Consider the following 15,773-nt stretch of genomic DNA (forward strand, 5'->3'; position numbering starts at 1 on the left):
CGCACAGGAAGCCCACCTGATCCTCGACATCTACGACCGCATGGGAGTTGACGTCGGGCCGAGGGACCTCTTCGTGACGTTCGCCAAGTGGGTCAGGAAGACGCCGCGTAGGTCCGGCGTGAGGGTGCGCAGGGCCACCAGTGCCGTGATGACGACGTCGCACAGTTCGGCCTGGACGTCGTCCCACCTGGGCTCGTGCCCTTACGTGGGTTCTGGCCCGTCGCGCCGATCACCGCTTGGGCGACCTCGCCGACCTCTTCCGACAGCTTCAGCATCCGTAGCAGCAGGCCCTCCTGGCCGCCGTGTGCCCGGTTGGCGTCCAGCCAGGCGTGGAGTCGGTCGATCGTGTTCCAGACGTCTTCATCAGCGGGTTCATCGGAGGGTTCATCAGCGAGGTGCTCAGTCATGGGGCCAGCCTCCCCAGCGGCCGGAGGCCCGACTCCTACTCGTCGAACAGCGTCTCCTGCTCCCCCTCCGCCGCCTTCCGCACCCTCTTGTTCCGCGCTCCCACCACCAGTGCGGTGACCGCCGCCGTCGCGCCCAGCGCCAACGGCACCATCCAGCCGCGGTCCACCCTGTGGCCCATCAGATGGTCCAGGGACAGCCGGCCGGGGCCCGCCACCGCGATGCCCGTCGCCGCCAGGCACAGCGACGCAGCGTACTCGTAGCCGCCGGTCTCCGCGAAGAACCCGCTCGGCATGCGCACCGCCGCCGCGCCCGCCATCGCACCGGCCGCCGCCGCCCCGGCCGCGGGCGTCGCGAAGCCCAGCGCCAGCAGCGTGCCGCCGCCCGCCTCCGCGAGGCCCGCGGCCGTGGCGCTCACCCTTCCGGGTGCGTACCCCATGGCCTCCATGGCCGCCCCGGTCGCCTCGATGCCACCCCCGCCGAACCAGCCGAGCAGCTTCTGCGACCCGTGCGCGGCCAGCACCCCGCCAGTGCCCAGACGGAGCAGCAGCAGTCCCAGATCGGTTCGGTCCAAACAGGTCCCACAGGTCCTGGTACAGGTCACGGTGACTCCCGGAGCAGATGGCGGTAGCAGCCCCTCCCCTCGGTCCCACCGTCGCACCGATGACCGGCGCCCGACGCTCCCGGACCGCCGTTCGGGTGGCGGGCGCCGGGGACCGGTGTGAGTCTGACTCACATGACGATTCAGGTAGCGAAACTCAGCGACCCGGCCGTCCGGGCCTTCGTCGCCGCCGTGAACGCCCACGACCGCGAGGCCTTCCAGGCCGTCCTCGCGCCCGGCGCCACCATGTCCGACGACGGCACCGAGCGGAACCTCGACGAGTGGGCCGACCGGGAGATCTTCTCCTCCCACGGCCACATGGAGGTCGACAACGAGTCCAAAGGCGGCCACTCCCTCATCGCCCACTACAACAACGACACTTGGGGCGAGATGACGACGCGGTGGACCTTCACCGTCGAGGGCGGCAAGATCACCCGCTTCGACACCGGTCAGGCCTGACATCCCGTACGGGTAGGTGGCCTGAGGTGCGCTCCGACTCCTGGCGCCGATTGCGGGGCAGCCGTTCCCCGGTCCGGTGCCCACCTCACGGTCCCACGCGAGGTCCGCCCCCACCCGGACCGCGGAACGGCTGCCGCCTCCCCCTCGGTGTGGACCGTGGTCGTACCGAAGTCTCGCGCTCCAAGTGTGAAGCTCTGATGGAGGAGACGTTGAGCATAAGGCCGCGACCAGCTTCCACGGTCCGGAGGTTCAACTTCCGTTTGTGAAAGATGAGTCGTTGACGAGCCGAAGCCGAAGCCGAAGCCGAAGCCGAAGCCGAAGCCGAAGCCGAAGCCGAAGCCGAAGCCGAAGCCGAAGCCGAAGCCGAAGCCGAAGCCGAAGCCGAAGCCGAAGCCGAGCCGATGACGGGCAGCCGGTGGTCCGTTGACGGGCAGCCGGTGGGCCGTTGACAGGTTGTGAGGGAAGTCGGCGCGGTCGCCTCAGCCGCGTCCCACGTACGGCATCGTCGTCGCCAGCACCGTCGCGAACTGCACATTCGCCTCCAGGGGCAGCTCCGCCATGTGCCGGACCGTGCGCGCCACATCGGCCACGTCCATTACCGGTTCGACCGCCGGCTCGCCGTTCGCCTGGAGCACTCCGGTCCGCATGCGCTCGGTCATGTCGGTGGCCGCGTTGCCGATGTCGATCTGGCCGCAGGCGATCCGGTACGGACTACGGGAAGGTACGGGAGGGTTCCCGGGCGTCGCGACGGGTCACGCCTCGCCGGGATAGCGGACGCCGATGCGGTCCCGTATCGCGTCCAGCGTCCGCATCACGGCGAGGCTGCCGTCGAGGGGGACGAGCGGGGACTCGGTCTCGCCGGCGCGCAGGGCGCGTGTCACCTCGGCGGCCTCGTGACTGAGGCTGTTGCGCGGGCCGTGCGCCGGGTCGGCCGTGAACTCCTCGGGCTCGCGGCCGTCGCGGTGCAGCACCAGGCGGTTCGGGAAGAAGAAGCCGTCCGGGATGTCGATGCGGCCCTGTGAGCCGGTGACGGAGGCGGCGACGGGGGTGCCGCCGTTGATGGAGCAGTGCACCGAAGCGAGAGCGCCGTTCTCCCAGGAGAGCACTGCCGCTGTCTGGAGATCGACGCCCTCCTCGGAGAGCACGGCTCTCGCCGTGATGTCCGAGGGCTCGCCGAGCAGCAACTGCGCGAACGACACCGGATAGACGCCGATATCGAGCAACGCGCCGCCGCCCTGCGCCGGATCGCGCAACCGGTGCGACGCGGGAAGCGCCCCATTCCTCGCCCCCGGCAAGAGGTGCCCGGAGATCCCGAAGTCGGCCTGAACCGTCCGTACTTCACCGATCGCGCCGTCGTCGACGATCGCCTTGAGCCGGCGGACCAGCGGATTGCAGTACATCCACATGGCCTCCATCAGGAAGCGGTCGTGCGCCTTCGCGAGCGCGACCAGTTCCTCGGCCTCGCGCGTGTTCAGCGTGAACGCCTTCTCGCACAGCACATGGCGCCCGGCCTCCAGACACATCCCGGCCGCTGCCCGGTGCGCCGCGTGCGGAGTGGCGACGTACACGACGTCGACGTCCGTGTCCTCGGCGAGCGATGCCCAGTCCCCGTACGCCTTCGGTATCCCGAACCGCTCCGCGAACGCCTTCGCCGAGGCCTCCGTCCGCGAGGCCACCGCCACGACCTCGGCGTCCGGCAGGTCCACCAGATCCGTCGTGAACGCCGCGGCGATCCCGCCGGTCGCCAGAATCCCCCACCGCACACGCTCGCGCTCGCCCGTCATCCCCGCCCCTTGCTCTGCGACCCCGAAAGCCCTGCGCTCCCGAAAGCCCTGCGCTCCCGAAAATCTGTGACCCGAACACGCTGTTCGAACTGAGAGCATAGGGGGCGGATTACTCGGAGAGGGAGGGGCGCATGCCCGAGCGTGGCCGTACCACGCGGAACCAGAAAGGCCTGGAAGGCCCGCAGGGACCGGAAGGGCACATAGCGAACACGGCGACCGCCGACGTCTCAGCGGCGGTTGCCGCGGCTGACCCCGGCGCCCTCCGCCGCACCGGACTCCTCGTCACCCTGATCCTCGGCGGCCTCACCGCCATACCCCCGCTGGCGATGGACATGTATCTCCCGGCGCTGCCGGAGGTCACCACGTCGCTGCACGCCCCCGCCGCGACCGTCCAGCTCACGCTCACCGCCTGCCTCGCCGGAATGGCGCTCGGACAGCTGGTCGTCGGCCCGATGAGCGACAAGTGGGGCCGCAAGCGCCCGTTGCTCGCCGGCCTCGTCGTCTACGTCGTGGCCACCGTGCTGTGCGCCGTCGCGCCGGGCGTCGAATTCCTCGTCGCCTTCCGTCTCGCGCAGGGCCTCGCGGGCGCGGCCGGGATCGTGATCGCCCGGGCCGTGGTCCGCGATCTGTACGACGGCGTGGCGATGGCCCGCTTCTTCTCCACCCTCATGCTGATCTCCGGCGTCGCCCCGATCGTCGCGCCGCTCATCGGCGGCCAGATCCTGCGCGTCACCGACTGGCGGGGCGTGTTCGTGGTCCTCACGGCGGTCGGCGTCGCGCTGACGGCCCTCGTCTGGTTCCGGCTGCCGGAGACCCTCGCGCCGGCCGACCGGCACGGCGGCGGCGTGGGCGAGGCGCTCCGCTCCCTGCGCGGACTGCTCGCCGACCGGGTCTTCGCCGGCTACATGCTGGCGGGCGGGTTCACCTTCGCGGCGCTGTTCGCGTACATCTCGGCGTCGCCGTTCGTGGTGCAGGAGATCTACGGCGCCTCCCCGCAGACGTTCAGCCTGCTCTTCGGTCTCAACTCCGTCGGACTGGTGACCGTCGGCCAGATCAACGGCAAGGTCCTGGTCGGCCGGGTCGGCCTCGACAAGGTCCTCGCCGTCGGTCTCGCTGTGGTCGCCTTCGCCGCGACCGCGCTGCTGCTGATGACCTCCGGCGTGTTCGGCGAGGCCGGCCTTGTGCCGGTTGCCGCGGCCCTGTTCGTGCTGATGTCCGCGATGGGCATCGCCCTGCCCAACACCCAGGCGCTCGCCCTCATGCGCGTCCGGTACGCCGCCGGTTCCGCGTCGGCGCTCCTGGGCACCTCCTCCTTCCTCATCGGCGCGATCGCCTCACCCCTCGTCGGCATCGCCGGGGAGCACACCGCCGTTCCGATGGCGATCGTCCAACTGGCCGCGGTACTGGTGGCCGTCGCCTGCTTCGTGGGACTCTGCCGCCCCTGGCAGACGGGACGCGCATCGGACGGAAAGGCGGCGGGCAGCTGAGCGCACCGAGACTGCGCATCGACACACCGGAACGGGCCGGGCTCGACCCCGACGAACTGCGCCACCTCGTACGGGAGGTGCGCGCCCTCACGCGCGGGGCCGACCCGTGGGCGGCGGGCGTGGCGCTGGTCGCGGGGCGCGGCCCGGTCATCGCCGTCGAGGAGGCGGCGGGGTGGGCGGTGCGCTATGCGGCGTACGACGAGGAGACGGACACGGGGGTCGAGTTGCCGCCGGGGGCGCGGGTGCCGATGAGCGTGCACACGCCCTTCGACCTGGCCTCCCTCACCAAGCTGTTCACGGCGGTCGCCGCCGTGCAGCAACTGGAGCGCGGCACGCTGGGCATCGACGCGCGGGTGGGCGTGTACCTGCCCGATTTCCGTGCGGCCGCCGAGCACGGCATCACCGTACGGCAACTGCTCACGCACACCTCGGGGCTGCGCCCCGAACTCCCCTTGTACGACTGCCCGGACGACGAGGCGCGGCTGGCGATGCTGCGGGCCGAGGCCCCGTCGTCTGCGCCGGGCGTGTACGTGTACTCGGACCTGAACCTGCTCCTCCTCCAATACGTCCTGGAACGCGTCACCGGCCGCGCGCTCGACATCCTCGTCAGGGACTGCATCACGCGGCCGCTCGGCATGACGTCCACGGGCTTCGGTCCCTGCCCGGGTGCGGCGGCGACGGAGGACCAGCGGCGGCCGTGGGCCAAGGTCCACCGGGGGATGCTGCGGGGGGTGGTGCACGACGAGAACGCGTGGGTGCTTGGTGGGGTGGCGGGGCATGCGGGGCTCTTCTCGACCGCCCGTGACCTTGCGGTCTTCTGCCGCACGCTGCTGGCCGGCGGCTCCTACGGACCCGCCCGCATCCTCGGTCCCGACTTCGTCGATCTCATCCTCACCCCGCCTGGTCTCGGCTTCGCCCTCGACCAGGGGTGGTTCATGGGCGCCCTCGCGGGGCGGGGTGCCGCGGGCCATACGGGTTTCACGGGGACGTCGCTGGTCCTGGATCCTTCGACCGACACCTTCCTGGTGTTGCTGGCGAACACGGTCCATCCCCGTCGCCGCCCGCCGGACAACGGGCCGCGGGCGGCGGCGGGGACGCGGCTGGCTCGGGCGGTGCGGGGGACTTGAGAGGGTTTTTTCGCCCCCTCCGCCCCTGCCCTCCCCCACTCTCGGCTTCTCCCCCAGTGCCTTAAGGGCCTGGGAGGTACCCCCAGAGCGGGGGGACCCCCATCGTCCTTGGGGACTGCCGCCCCCAAACCCCCGCATCGCGCTTCGGGCTCGTCCTCAAACGCCGGACGGGCTGGAATGCCCCAGGTACGGGACGTGCAGGGGCGGAGGGGGCGAAAAACCGCTCGGAGGCCGGCGCCGGGGCCGGGTGCGCGACGCGCGGGAGGCCCGCCTCCGCGAACGTAGAATCGGCGGGTGAACGCCCCCGCCACCCCCGCCGACACCCTGCGCACCGCCCTCGCCACCCTCCTGGACGGCCTCCCGCCGAAGGCGGCCACGCAGGCGGTCGAGCGCCTGATCGCGAACTACCGGGGCGCCACCCCCACCCACACCCCGATCCTCCGCGACCGCGCGGACGTGGTCGCGTACGCCGCGTACCGCATGCCCGCGACGTTCGAAGCGGTACGCACGGCGCTGGACGCGTTCGCGGACGCGGTGCCCGGATGGGCGCCCGGCAGCCACGTGGACGTCGGCGGCGGCACGGGCGCGGCCACCTGGGCGGTGAACGCGACGTGGGAGGGCACCCGCCCGGTGACGGTCCTCGACTGGGCCGGGCCCGCGCTCGCACTGGGCCGGGAAATCGCCGCGGCGAACCCGGAGTTGAAGGCCGCCGAGTGGCACCGCTCTCGTATCGGAGCAGCGCTCACCATCGAGAGCGCCGATCTCGTCACCGTGTCCTACGTCCTCGGCGAGCTCACCGACGCCGACCGCGCCTCCGTCGTGGACGCCGCCGCAGCCGCCGCCCAGGCCGTCGTGATCATCGAGCCGGGCACCCCCGAGGGCTACACCCGCGTCATCGAGGCCCGCGACCGCCTGATCCGCGCCGGTTTCCACGTCGCCGCCCCCTGCCCGCACAGCGCGGCCTGCCCCATCGTCCCCGGCGAGGACTGGTGCCACTTCTCGGCCAGGGTCGCCCGCTCCTCCCTCCACCGCCAGGTCAAGGGCGGCTCCCTGCCGTACGAGGACGAGAAGTTCAGCTACGTCGCGGCCACCCGTTTCCCGCCGGTCCCGGCCCCCTCCCGCGTCGTACGCAAGCCGCAGATCCGCAAGGGCCAGGTACTCCTGGACCTGTGCGGCCCGGACGAGTCCCTGCACCGCGCGACGGTGACCAAGCGGCACGGGGCTCTCTACCGGGAGGCCCGCGACGCGGACTGGGGCGACGCCTGGCCGCCGCCGTCCCAGGACGACTAGCCCCCGACCTCGGCGAGACGCACCGTATCGTCCCCCTGATAGTTTCGCCCCATGCCCCAGAAGCCCAAGCCCACCCCCGACGCCTCCCGGCGAAGCGAGAAATCCCGGCAGGCGATCTACGCCGCCGCCCTGGCCCTCGTCGGCGAGGCTGGCTACTCCAAGACGACCATCGAGGGCATCGCGGCCCGTGCCGGAGTCGGCAAGCAGACGATCTACCGCTGGTGGTCGTCGAAGGCGGACGTCCTGATGGACGCCTTTATGGACCTGGGTGACCAGGCCGCGCAGGCGGCGGGGCAGGAGTCGTACGCGATCCCGGACACGGGGGATCTGGCCGCCGACCTCAAGATGGTGCTGCGCGCCACCGTGGACGAGCTCGTGGACCCCAGGTTTGAGGTTCCGTCGCGGGCCTTGGCCGCCGAGGGAGTCGTCAACGAGCGGCTCGGCGCGGAGTTCGTGAGCAAGCTCCTCGAACCCCAGCTCCAGCTGTACGTGCAGCGGCTGCGCGCCGCGCAGGACACGGGCGAGGTACGCCGGGACATCGACCCCCGCATCGCCCTGGAGCTGTTCGTGTCGCCGCTCGCCCAGCGCTGGCTGCAGCGCACGGGCCCGATCTCGTACGCGTACACGGACACCCTCGTCGACTACGCCCTCTACGGCCTCGCCCCGCGCTGAGGCAAGCCCCCGGACGACCCGCCAGGCGCGCCCCACACCCGCCCCGGCGCGTCCGTGATGATCCCGTCGCACCCCAGCGCCAGCGCCCGGTCCCGCTGGGCCGGAGTGACCACGGTGTGCGCCCACACGCGCGGGATGCCGGAGCGCACGGCCCGTACGAGATCCGCGTCACGCGCCTTGTGGTCGACGTCGAGCAGGTCGACGAAGGACGCCCAGCGCTCGGGCCGGTCGGTACGCAGCTGGGCGGCCGAGCGCCACAGCTGGCTGAGCAGGCCCAGACGGTGGACGCGCCGGGCCACCTCCGGATCGTTGGAGTTCACGAACACCGACCGGGTCAGTCCGCGGGCGCGGATCATCGCGGCGAGTGCGGGCAGACTGTCGGAGTCCTTCGCCTCCAGCGTCAGCACGACCCGGCCGCCGAAGCGGTCGAGCACCTCGGCCACCGTGGGCGGCCGCTCGGAGCGCCAGTCGCCCGGGAGCGCGGCCGAGGGGCGCAGGCGGACCCGCTGCCAGTCCCGCGCGCCCAGCTCCCGTACCGCGCCGCGTGTGGTGGTCGTCCGGTTCAGCGTCGCGTCGTGCATCACCACCACCGTCCCGTCGCCCAGCAGCCGGGTGTCGGCGTCGAGCACCTGTGCCGTACCGCGCACGTACGCCGCCATCAGGCCCGACATGCTGTTCTCGGGGACTTCCAGGGCGCCGCCGCGGTGGGCGACGTGGACGACGCGGGGGAGGGAGTCCACCGTCAGCGGCCCGGGGCCCCACTCCGGCGGGGGTGGTGCGCCGCCGTGTCCGGTGAGGGTGAGCGAGGCGAGACCGGCCAGACCCATGAGCGCAGTCCGTGTGAGCATGGCGACCAAGGTAAGGGGTTAAATCCTGCCAAAGCGGAGAAAAACACCTGATCCGGGTCCGCGGAACACATCACCCCACCCACCCCGGATGTGGGCTCTGGCCACCCGGAGCGCAGGATGGTGGGACCATAGAGCGTGTCGATGGCCTGTAGATGGCTTGCAGAAGGCTTGTTGCAGCCGCACGGCCAGCCGGCTTACAGAGGCCTGCAGAGGCTTGCGACTTGAGGCTTGTAGAGGGCTTGTTCGGCACACGGCGAGGCGAGGGGTTAGATGAGCGCAGAGTTCGACCGCCGCTCCGGCGCGCAGGGCAGGATCTCCCAGTGGCTGCGTGGGCGCCGGCCGAAGGCTCCTGCGGAGACTGCCGACGGCGGGCGTGAGGCCCTGCTGCTCGCCGCCGCCGCAGCGGGGCTGCCGCTCGCGCAGGCCGCGTACCCCTCCGGCTACCGGTGCTCCTGTGACCGCATCGGCTGCCCCACCCCCGCGCGCCACCCCGTCTCCTTCGCCTGGCAGACGCAGTCCACGACCGACCGCGCGCAGATCGAGCGCTGGGCCCGAAGCCAGCCGAAGGCCAATTTCATCACCGCGACCGGCATGGTCCACGATGTCCTCGACGTGCCGCTGGAGGCCGGGCGCGATGCGCTGGAGCGGATGCTCGCCGCCGGCATCGAGGTCGGGCCCGTCGCCGAGAGCGGCGACGGACGCATGCTCTTCTTCACGCTCACGCGTGGTACGCCGGAGGACGAGGACGAGTGGTGGCCCTGCGAGCTGGACTGCCACCCCGAGACGATGGACGAGCACCCCGGCTTCCGCTGGCACTGCCGCGGCTCGTACGTGCTCGTCCCGCCGGCCCAGCTCCCCGGTGACCTCACGGTCGACTGGGTACGGGGACCCGAGCATCCCCTGCCGGATCCGCTCACCCTCCTGGAGAACCTGACCGATGCGTGCGCCCGTTACGCGGGTGAACACGATCCGGACCAGCTGGCGGCCTGGCCCCACCGGGGCTGACCGCCAGGCCTGGCCCGGTGGGGCCAGGCCGCTACTCGCCCTTCGCGCCCGTCAGCCCCTCGATACGGCCGAGGATCGACACCCCGTCCTGGGCGCCCTTCGCCGGGTCCAGGGCCGCCTGGTTGGAGATGAACTCCAGGGTCAGCGACTGCTTGATCTCGCCGGTGGTCAGGGCCTGGACCTCCGGCGAGGGGGTGGGGATCTCGGCGCCCGCGGCGGCGGTCTGCTTCTCGTAGCGGTGCGTGGTGAAGAACACCAGCGCCCCGCCGTCCGTCGTGCGCAGGCCCACCGGGGCGTAGTCGCCCGAGGTCAGCGGCTCGTCGATGTACTGCCGGGCGAGCCCGGGCTTGCTGGCGAACTTCTTGCGCTGGTCCCGCCACTGCGAGGTGTGGGCGCCCGTGGCGAAGGCGTCACCGCCGGCCTTCAGATACGTCGTGTACGACTGGCTCAGCTTCTCCGGCTCGATCGCGAGCGCCGCGTCGTCCGGCGTGACCGGCTCGGCCCAGCCTTCGTCGTCCGTCTTGAACGCCGGTACCTCGTCGGCGGAGAGGACGGTCAGATACGAGACCTGCCAGACGTCGTTCGCACTGGCGCGGGTGAACACGAGCAGCCAACGGCTGGTCGCCAGGCCCTTGTTGGCCGCAGTGTCGGCCACGAACCAGCGCGGCCAGGCCGCCTTCGCGGGTATCACGAACTTGGAGTCGGTGAACTTCAGCGGCGCATGCGCCGGGTTGCCCTCCGGGTGGTTCTTGCGCCCGGCCTTGAGCTTGGCTCCGTCGATGTCCGCGAGCGGCCCGGTGACCCGGTCCGCGTCCAGCGAACGGTCGTACTCCTTGTCCGCCTGGTTGTACGCGGTGGTGAAGTCCTTGAGCGCGCGGGCGGCTTCGGCCCGTGTCGCCGTCGGTACGACCTCCCGCTCGCCGTGCACCACCACGCAGCCGCTCGCCGTCAACGACAAAGCGGTCACCGAGGCCGCTGCGAGTGCGATCCGGTCAATCCCTCGAAGAGTGCGAAGCCTTCGAAGGCTGCGATCCCTGCTCATCGGCTACCTTCACCTTCCCCTTCCCGGAGGCGAACCCTACCGGGGCGAAGAACAGCGCGAGTACCGGGATCATGTACAGAGCCCACACCGTGACCTGGAGGACCGTCGGATCCGGCTGGAAGTTGAAGACGCCCTTCAGGAGGGTGCCGTACCAACTGTCCGGCGGGATCGTGCCGCTGATGTCGAAGGCCAGGTTGTTCAGGCCGGGCAGCCAGTCGGCCTCCTGGAGGTCGTGGAAGCCGTACGCCAGGACGCCCGCCGCGACCACGACCAGCATGGCGCCGGTCCAGGTGAAGAACTTGGCGAGGTTGATCTTCAACGCGCCCCGGTAGAACAGCCAGCCGATCAACACCGCGGTGGCCAGGCCCAGGCCGACGCCGATCAGCGGGCGCGGTGTCCCGTCGCCGGCCGCGTGCACCGACGCCCACACGAACAGCGCGGTCTCCAGGCCCTCGCGGCCCACCGCCAGGAAGGCCGTCGCGACCAGTGCGCCCGTGCCCATCGCCAGGGCAGCGTCGAGCTTGCCGTGCAGTTCGGACTTCAGGTGCCGGGCGGTGCGCCGCATCCAGAACACCATCCACGTGACCAGGACCACGGCGAGGATCGACAGGCTGCCGCCCAGCGCCTCCTGCGCCTCGAACGTCAGCTCCTGGGAGCCGAATTCGAGCGCGCAGCCGAAGCCCAGGGCGAGGGCGACCGCGACACCGATGCCGGCCCAGACCGGCTGCAACGCGTCTTTGCGGTCCGTCTTCACCAGGTAGGCGATCAGGATGCAGACGATGAGGCTGGCCTCCAGGCCCTCGCGCAGACCGATCAGATAGTTGGAGAACACGGGCTACGCCTCCCTGGAGAACAGCGTCCGGCCCCACCAGTCGTCCTTGTCGCGGACGCCGGGCGGGATTGCGAAGATCGCCGAACCCACGTGCTGGATGTACTCGTTGAGGACGTCGATCGCCAGGCTGCGCTGGATGGGGATGAAGCCCTTGCGGACGTCCCGCTGGTAGGCGAGGAAGAACAGGCCCGCGTCCAGGCGGCCGAGGCCGTCGGTGCCGTCGGTGAAGGAGTAGCCGCGGCGCAGGATCGTCGCCCCGTCGTTGGTGTCGGGGTGCGCGAGCCGGACGTGCGCCTCGGGCTTCATCGCCTTCAGGAACGGCTCGTCGCGCTCCTTCGCCTTGCCGACCGGGGCGCCTTCGCCCTTGTCGCGGCCGAAGATGTCCTCCTGTTCCTGCAGCGAGGTACGGTCCCACGTCTCGATGTGCATCCGGATGCGGCGGGCGACGAGATACGAGCCCCCGGTCATCCAGGCTGACTTCTCGTCGACATCCTTCTCGTCCACCCAGACGAACTTCTTCAACCGGTCGGTCTCGGTGCCCGCGATGTTGCGGGTGCCGTCCTTGAAGCCCATGAGGTTGCGCGGGGTCTGTGCCTCCGGCGTCGTCGACGACGTCTTGCCGAAGCCGAGCTGCGACCAGCGGATGACGACCTTGCCGAAGCCGATGCGGGCGAGGTTGCGGATGGCGTGCACGGCGACCTGCGGGTCGTCCGCGCAGGCCTGGATGCACAGGTCGCCGCCGCTGCGGTTCTTGTCGAGGTTGTCGCCGGAGAACTTCGGCAGGTCGACGAGCGCCTCCGGACGCATGTCCGCCAGCCCGAACTTCTCGAACAGCGACGGGCCGAAGCCGATCGTCAGCGTCAGCCGGGACGGCTTGAGGCCCAGTGCCTCACCGGTGTCGTCCGGCGGCGCCTCCGCCAGGCCGCCGTACGCGCCCTCGCCGACCGGTTGTCCGGCGGTCATCCGCCGTGCGGCCACCGTCCAGTCCTTCAGCATCCGCACGAACTCGGCGCGGTCGTCGGTCTCCACGTCGAACGCGGCGAAGTGCAGCCGGTCCTGCACGGGCGTGGCGATGCCCGCCTGGTGCGCGCCGTGGAATTCCACCGGGGCGCCCGTCTCGGCGGCGGTCGGGTCCACGTCGTTGCCGGTGCGGGCCATCGCCACGGCGCCGCCGGCCGCTGCGGCGCCGAGCGCGAGCCCGGCACCGCCCCAGCCGATCAGTGAACGCCGGGACGGGGCCTGGGATTTCGAAGTGTCCGTCATGAGGGTGCCCCTTACTTCACAACGGCGGCGGCGAGCTTGGACAGGGGCTCGGCGAGCGCGTTGACCGCGTCCGACAGCTCCTTGCGGTCGGCCTCGCCGACCTTGTCGTACGAGGTGAAGTCGTAGGAGGTGTTGTCCGCGCGGTACTTGTCGAGCAGCGTGTTCAGCGCGGCGAACTGCTTGTCCAGCTCGGTGGTGAGCGCCGCGTCGTTCTCCTGGGCAACCGGCTTGAGGAGTTCGTACGACGTCTCGGCGCCCTCGACGTTGGCCTTGAAGTCGACCAGGTCCGTGTGCGAGTAGCGCTCCTCCTCGCCGGTGACCTTGCCGGTGGCGACCTCGTCGAGGAGCTCCTTGGCGCCGTTGGCCATGGAGGTCGGGGTGATCTCGGCCTTGCCGACCCGGTTCTGCCAGTCCGCGAGGTCCTTCACCAGCTGGTCGGCGAGCTCCTTGTCCCGGTCCGTGAGCTTCTTGTCCTTCCACAGCGAGCGTTCGAGGCGGTGCCAGCCGGTCCAGTCCTTCTCGAGGTCCTGGCCGTCCTCCAGACCGTCCTCGCGCAGGTCGACCTTCGGGTCGATGTCACCGAAGGACTCGGCGACCGGCTCGGTGCGCTCCCAGCCGATGCGGGAGGGCGCGTACGCCGCCTTCGCGGCCTCCATGTCGCCGTCCTTGACCGCCTTGACGAAGGTCTCGACCTTGGGCAGCGTCTCGTCGGCCTGCGTCTGCGCGTACTCGCGGTACGCGGCCACGGCCTTGTCCAGGCGCGGGTCGCGCTGGGCGGTTGAGCCGCCGGTGACCTTGATGTCCTGGCGGATGCCCTTGCCCTTCATACCCGGCTTGCAGGCGATCTGGTAATCGCCGGCCTTCACCTCGGCGGTGACCCGCTGCTTGGTGCCGGGGCCGATGTTCTCGCGCTCGGTGACGACCCGGTCGTCCGGGAAGAGGATGTAGACCTCGGTGACCTTGGAGCCCTTGTTCTCGACGGCCAGCTCGACGCTCCCGGCGGCCACCTCCGTCTTGGACACCTCGCACTTGTCGTCCGTCGCGGTCACGGTGATCACGCCGTCGCCGTCCCCCGAACTGCCTTTCTCGGTGCAGCCGGTGACAGCGGTCAAAGCCGCCACGGTGGCGGCGGCGGTGACGACGGAGAGTCTGACGGCGCGCATGCGGGCTCCAGGAGTGGCGAACAATCGCGTGAGGGATCACGCAGTCGTGGATAGGCTCCCCTAACTTAACTGAGGCTTACCTGTGTAGTACCTCGCGTGTGCGGTGATTCAGCTCTCATGGACGGTGTAAGTGCACGGGCCGATCACGGTGGTTGGCGGGCGCGGGCACGACCGGGCCTGCGTCGCCGGCCCGAAGGCCGGCTCATCCGCTCCTGGCCCCTGCCCGGGCGGTCCCGCGGCCTGGGACGGTCTCGCGGCGCGGGTGGTGTTTGAATGCTGGAGTGAGTAACTACGACGTGCTGCGGGTCTTCTGCGGACCCGGCGGCGGGTATGGCAATGAGCTCGCTGTAGTGCGCGAGGGCTCGGTGATGCCGGAGCGCGAGGAACGGCAGGCGTTCGCCGCGAAGCTCGGCTTCAGCGAGACCGTGTTCGTCGACGACCCCGAGCGTGGGGTCATCGACATCTACACGCCCACGCTGCGGCTGCCGTTCGCCGGGCATCCGTGCGTCGGGGTGGGCTGGCTGCTCGACGTGCCCGAACTGGTCACACCTGCCGGGGTGATCGGCGTACGGCTGGACGGCGAGTTCAGCTGGATCGAGGCGCGGGCGGAGTGGGCGCCGCCGCGCACGCTGCGGCAGTACGGTTCCGCCGCCGAGATCGACGCGCTGCCCGTGCAGGCGCCGGGTGTGGGGGCACCTCCCACGCCTTTCGGGCAGTGGGGGAGGGTCTACGCCTGGGCCTGGGAGGACGAGGCGGCCGGGCGGGTACGGGCCCGCGCGTTTCCCGGGCGGGACGACGGAATCGACGAGGACGAGGCCACCGGGGCGGCGGCGCTGCTGCTGACCCAGCAGTTGGGCCGTGCGCTGAACATCGTCCAGGGGGTCGGGTCGCAGATGCTCACGGCGCCGCAGCCGGGGGGTTGGGTTGAGGTGGGGGGTCGGGTGCGGCTGGAGCGGTGAGAGGGCCGGATCAAGCCCCTCCGGCGTGTGAGGAGCGGGGTCCGGGGCAGAGCCCCGAGACGGTCACGCGGACAGGGGGAACTCTTCCCCGAGGGCACGGAAGACACCGGTGTTCAGGGCGAACGCCCGCTTGCATTCCGCGATGATGCGCTTTCTCTCCAGGTCGTCGGCGCGGACCCCGTCCAGCAGTTCGCGGTAACTCCGCTTGAACGCGGCCGGGTTGGAGATGTCCTCGAAGACGTAGAAGCGGACGCCGTCGCCCTTGCGGGCGAAGCCCCAGGTCTGCTCCGCCTTGCCGCGGATGATCTGGCCGCCGGAGAGGTCGCCGAGGTAGCGGGTGTAGTGGTGGGCGACATATCCGGCGGGCCACCGCCGGGCGCACTCAGCGACGCGGGCGGCGTACGCCTGGGTCGCGGGCAGCGCGGTGAGCGTCGCGCGCCAGCCGGGGCCCCGGAGGTGGGCCAGGTCGCGCGCGAGGGCGGTGCGGCGCAGCAGCTCGGGCCGGAGGAAGGGCCCGGCCACCGGATCGTCCGCCAGGCGCTCGACGTCCGCCTCCAGCGCCTCGTACACGAACCACAGTTGCTCGGTGTAGCGCGCGTACGCGTCGACGCCGAGCCGGCCGCCGAGCAGGTCGCTCATGAATGTCGAGGTCTCGGCCTCGGTGTGCTGCTCGTGCGACGCGGTGCGGATGAGGGTCGAGAAGGCGGTGCTCGACATGTCCGTCGTGTCCGTCGCGTTCATGAGGCCTCCGGTGCCGAAGAGGACGAGCGTTGATCGCATCTTCTATGGTTAGGGTCAACCACTTGCCGACATTCTGTCGGTAAAAGCGTACCCGG

At 71.0% G+C, this 15,773-nt stretch carries 15 protein-coding genes and 2 pseudogenes; 7 read left to right on the forward strand and 10 right to left on the reverse strand.

All coding sequences use genetic code 11. The annotated features are described in order from the left end of the window. Nucleotides 1-30 precede the first annotated feature (30 nt). Nucleotides 31-407 (reverse strand): annotated as a pseudogene (locus C4B68_RS28815) (MazG-like family protein). A gap of 35 nt (nucleotides 408-442) precedes the next feature. Then, nucleotides 443-979, reverse strand: coding sequence for a DoxX family protein (locus C4B68_RS28820; RefSeq protein ID WP_240634516.1), 537 nt, complete (start codon nucleotides 977-979; stop codon nucleotides 443-445). A 162-nt stretch (nucleotides 980-1,141) separates the two neighbouring features. Between C4B68_RS28820 and C4B68_RS28825 the strand changes: the two genes are divergently transcribed. After that, a complete protein-coding gene (locus C4B68_RS28825) occupies nucleotides 1,142-1,465 on the forward strand; it encodes a nuclear transport factor 2 family protein (RefSeq protein ID WP_099500830.1) in 324 nt (107 codons plus the stop codon). A 479-nt stretch (nucleotides 1,466-1,944) separates the two neighbouring features. On the opposite strand, the pseudogene C4B68_RS28835 reads toward C4B68_RS28825, so the two are convergent. Further along, nucleotides 1,945-2,175 (reverse strand): annotated as a pseudogene (locus tag C4B68_RS28835) (3-oxoacyl-ACP reductase); the annotation flags it as partial. A gap of 42 nt (nucleotides 2,176-2,217) precedes the next feature. Further along, nucleotides 2,218-3,249, reverse strand: a complete 1,032-nt coding sequence (locus C4B68_RS28840; RefSeq protein WP_099500831.1) for a Gfo/Idh/MocA family protein — start codon at nucleotides 3,247-3,249, stop codon at nucleotides 2,218-2,220. 131 nt (nucleotides 3,250-3,380) lie between these two features. Here C4B68_RS28840 and C4B68_RS28845 point away from each other — a divergent pair, with 131 nt between their 5' ends. The 4 genes from C4B68_RS28845 to C4B68_RS28860 all read left to right on the forward strand — a co-directional run bounded on the left by C4B68_RS28845 (nucleotide 3,381) and on the right by C4B68_RS28860 (nucleotide 7,825). Continuing rightward, a complete protein-coding gene (locus C4B68_RS28845; protein ID WP_099500832.1) occupies nucleotides 3,381-4,736 on the forward strand; it encodes a multidrug effflux MFS transporter in 1,356 nt (451 codons plus the stop codon). Continuing rightward, complete coding sequence (locus tag C4B68_RS28850; RefSeq protein WP_240634755.1) at nucleotides 4,691-5,863, forward strand: serine hydrolase domain-containing protein; 1,173 nt, start codon at nucleotides 4,691-4,693, stop codon at nucleotides 5,861-5,863. The genes C4B68_RS28845 and C4B68_RS28850 overlap by 46 nt, the downstream gene beginning before the upstream one ends. 294 nt (nucleotides 5,864-6,157) lie before the next feature. Next, the gene (locus tag C4B68_RS28855; RefSeq protein ID WP_099500833.1) at nucleotides 6,158-7,153 is read left to right on the forward strand and encodes a small ribosomal subunit Rsm22 family protein; all 996 of its coding nucleotides are present in this window, start codon (nucleotides 6,158-6,160) and stop codon (nucleotides 7,151-7,153) included. A 51-nt stretch (nucleotides 7,154-7,204) separates the two neighbouring features. Next, nucleotides 7,205-7,825 (forward strand): TetR/AcrR family transcriptional regulator, encoded by a 621-nt coding sequence (locus C4B68_RS28860; RefSeq protein ID WP_099500834.1) that lies wholly within the window; start codon nucleotides 7,205-7,207, stop codon nucleotides 7,823-7,825. Here C4B68_RS28860 and C4B68_RS28865 read toward each other — a convergent pair. Then, nucleotides 7,804-8,673, reverse strand: a complete 870-nt coding sequence (locus C4B68_RS28865) for a glycerophosphodiester phosphodiesterase (RefSeq protein WP_099501144.1) — start codon at nucleotides 8,671-8,673, stop codon at nucleotides 7,804-7,806. The genes C4B68_RS28860 and C4B68_RS28865 overlap by 22 nt on opposite strands. A gap of 270 nt (nucleotides 8,674-8,943) precedes the next feature. On the opposite strand from C4B68_RS28865, the gene C4B68_RS28870 reads away from it, so the two are divergent. After that, complete coding sequence (locus tag C4B68_RS28870) at nucleotides 8,944-9,678, forward strand: bifunctional DNA primase/polymerase (RefSeq protein WP_099500835.1); 735 nt, start codon at nucleotides 8,944-8,946, stop codon at nucleotides 9,676-9,678. A 31-nt stretch (nucleotides 9,679-9,709) separates the two neighbouring features. Here C4B68_RS28870 and C4B68_RS28875 read toward each other — a convergent pair whose 3' ends face one another. From C4B68_RS28875 to efeO, 4 genes are read right to left on the reverse strand one after another with little or no spacing between them, the layout of a single operon-like run. Then, nucleotides 9,710-10,720, reverse strand: coding sequence for an SCO2278 family lipoprotein (locus C4B68_RS28875; protein ID WP_099500836.1), 1,011 nt, complete (start codon nucleotides 10,718-10,720; stop codon nucleotides 9,710-9,712). Further along, the gene (gene efeU / locus C4B68_RS28880; protein ID WP_099500837.1) at nucleotides 10,671-11,552 is read right to left on the reverse strand and encodes an iron uptake transporter permease EfeU; all 882 of its coding nucleotides are present in this window, start codon (nucleotides 11,550-11,552) and stop codon (nucleotides 10,671-10,673) included. Before efeU ends, C4B68_RS28875 begins: the two co-directional genes overlap by 50 nt. Nucleotides 11,553-11,555: 3 nt before the next feature. Next, a complete protein-coding gene (efeB, locus tag C4B68_RS28885; RefSeq protein ID WP_099500838.1) occupies nucleotides 11,556-12,815 on the reverse strand; it encodes an iron uptake transporter deferrochelatase/peroxidase subunit in 1,260 nt (419 codons plus the stop codon). Between the two features lie 11 nt (nucleotides 12,816-12,826). Next, nucleotides 12,827-13,978 carry an iron uptake system protein EfeO gene (efeO, locus tag C4B68_RS28890; protein ID WP_099500839.1) on the reverse strand — a complete coding sequence of 384 codons (1,152 nt, stop codon included), beginning with the start codon at nucleotides 13,976-13,978 and terminating at the stop codon, nucleotides 12,827-12,829. A gap of 281 nt (nucleotides 13,979-14,259) precedes the next feature. Between efeO and C4B68_RS28895 the strand changes: the two genes are divergently transcribed. After that, nucleotides 14,260-14,937 (forward strand): PhzF family phenazine biosynthesis protein, encoded by a 678-nt coding sequence (locus tag C4B68_RS28895; protein WP_099500840.1) that lies wholly within the window; start codon nucleotides 14,260-14,262, stop codon nucleotides 14,935-14,937. 63 nt (nucleotides 14,938-15,000) lie between these two features. On the opposite strand, the gene C4B68_RS28900 is transcribed toward C4B68_RS28895, so the two are convergent. Beyond that, nucleotides 15,001-15,654, reverse strand: a complete 654-nt coding sequence (locus C4B68_RS28900) for a biliverdin-producing heme oxygenase (protein ID WP_373682208.1) — start codon at nucleotides 15,652-15,654, stop codon at nucleotides 15,001-15,003. Between the last annotated feature and the right edge of the window lie 119 nt (nucleotides 15,655-15,773).

This window comes from Streptomyces dengpaensis, assembly GCF_002946835.1.
GTDB lineage: Bacteria > Actinomycetota > Actinomycetes > Streptomycetales > Streptomycetaceae > Streptomyces > Streptomyces dengpaensis.

Bases quoted from the DNA above. Each gene is read 5' to 3' on its own strand.
- C4B68_RS28825 (WP_099500830.1), top strand. From the start codon at position 1,142: ATGACGATTCAGGTAGCGAAACTCAGCGACCCGGCCGTCCGGGCCTTC.
- C4B68_RS28840 (WP_099500831.1), bottom strand. From the start codon at position 3,249: ATGACGGGCGAGCGCGAGCGTGTGCGGTGGGGGATTCTGGCGACCGGC.
- C4B68_RS28845 (WP_099500832.1), top strand. From the start codon at position 3,381: ATGCCCGAGCGTGGCCGTACCACGCGGAACCAGAAAGGCCTGGAAGGC.
- C4B68_RS28860 (WP_099500834.1), top strand. From the start codon at position 7,205: ATGCCCCAGAAGCCCAAGCCCACCCCCGACGCCTCCCGGCGAAGCGAG.
- C4B68_RS28865 (WP_099501144.1), bottom strand. From the start codon at position 8,673: ATGCTCACACGGACTGCGCTCATGGGTCTGGCCGGTCTCGCCTCGCTC.
- C4B68_RS28870 (WP_099500835.1), top strand. From the start codon at position 8,944: ATGAGCGCAGAGTTCGACCGCCGCTCCGGCGCGCAGGGCAGGATCTCC.
- C4B68_RS28875 (WP_099500836.1), bottom strand. From the start codon at position 10,720: ATGAGCAGGGATCGCAGCCTTCGAAGGCTTCGCACTCTTCGAGGGATT.
- efeB (WP_099500838.1), bottom strand. From the start codon at position 12,815: ATGACGGACACTTCGAAATCCCAGGCCCCGTCCCGGCGTTCACTGATC.
- efeO (WP_099500839.1), bottom strand. From the start codon at position 13,978: ATGCGCGCCGTCAGACTCTCCGTCGTCACCGCCGCCGCCACCGTGGCG.
- C4B68_RS28900 (WP_373682208.1), bottom strand. From the start codon at position 15,654: ATGTCGAGCACCGCCTTCTCGACCCTCATCCGCACCGCGTCGCACGAG.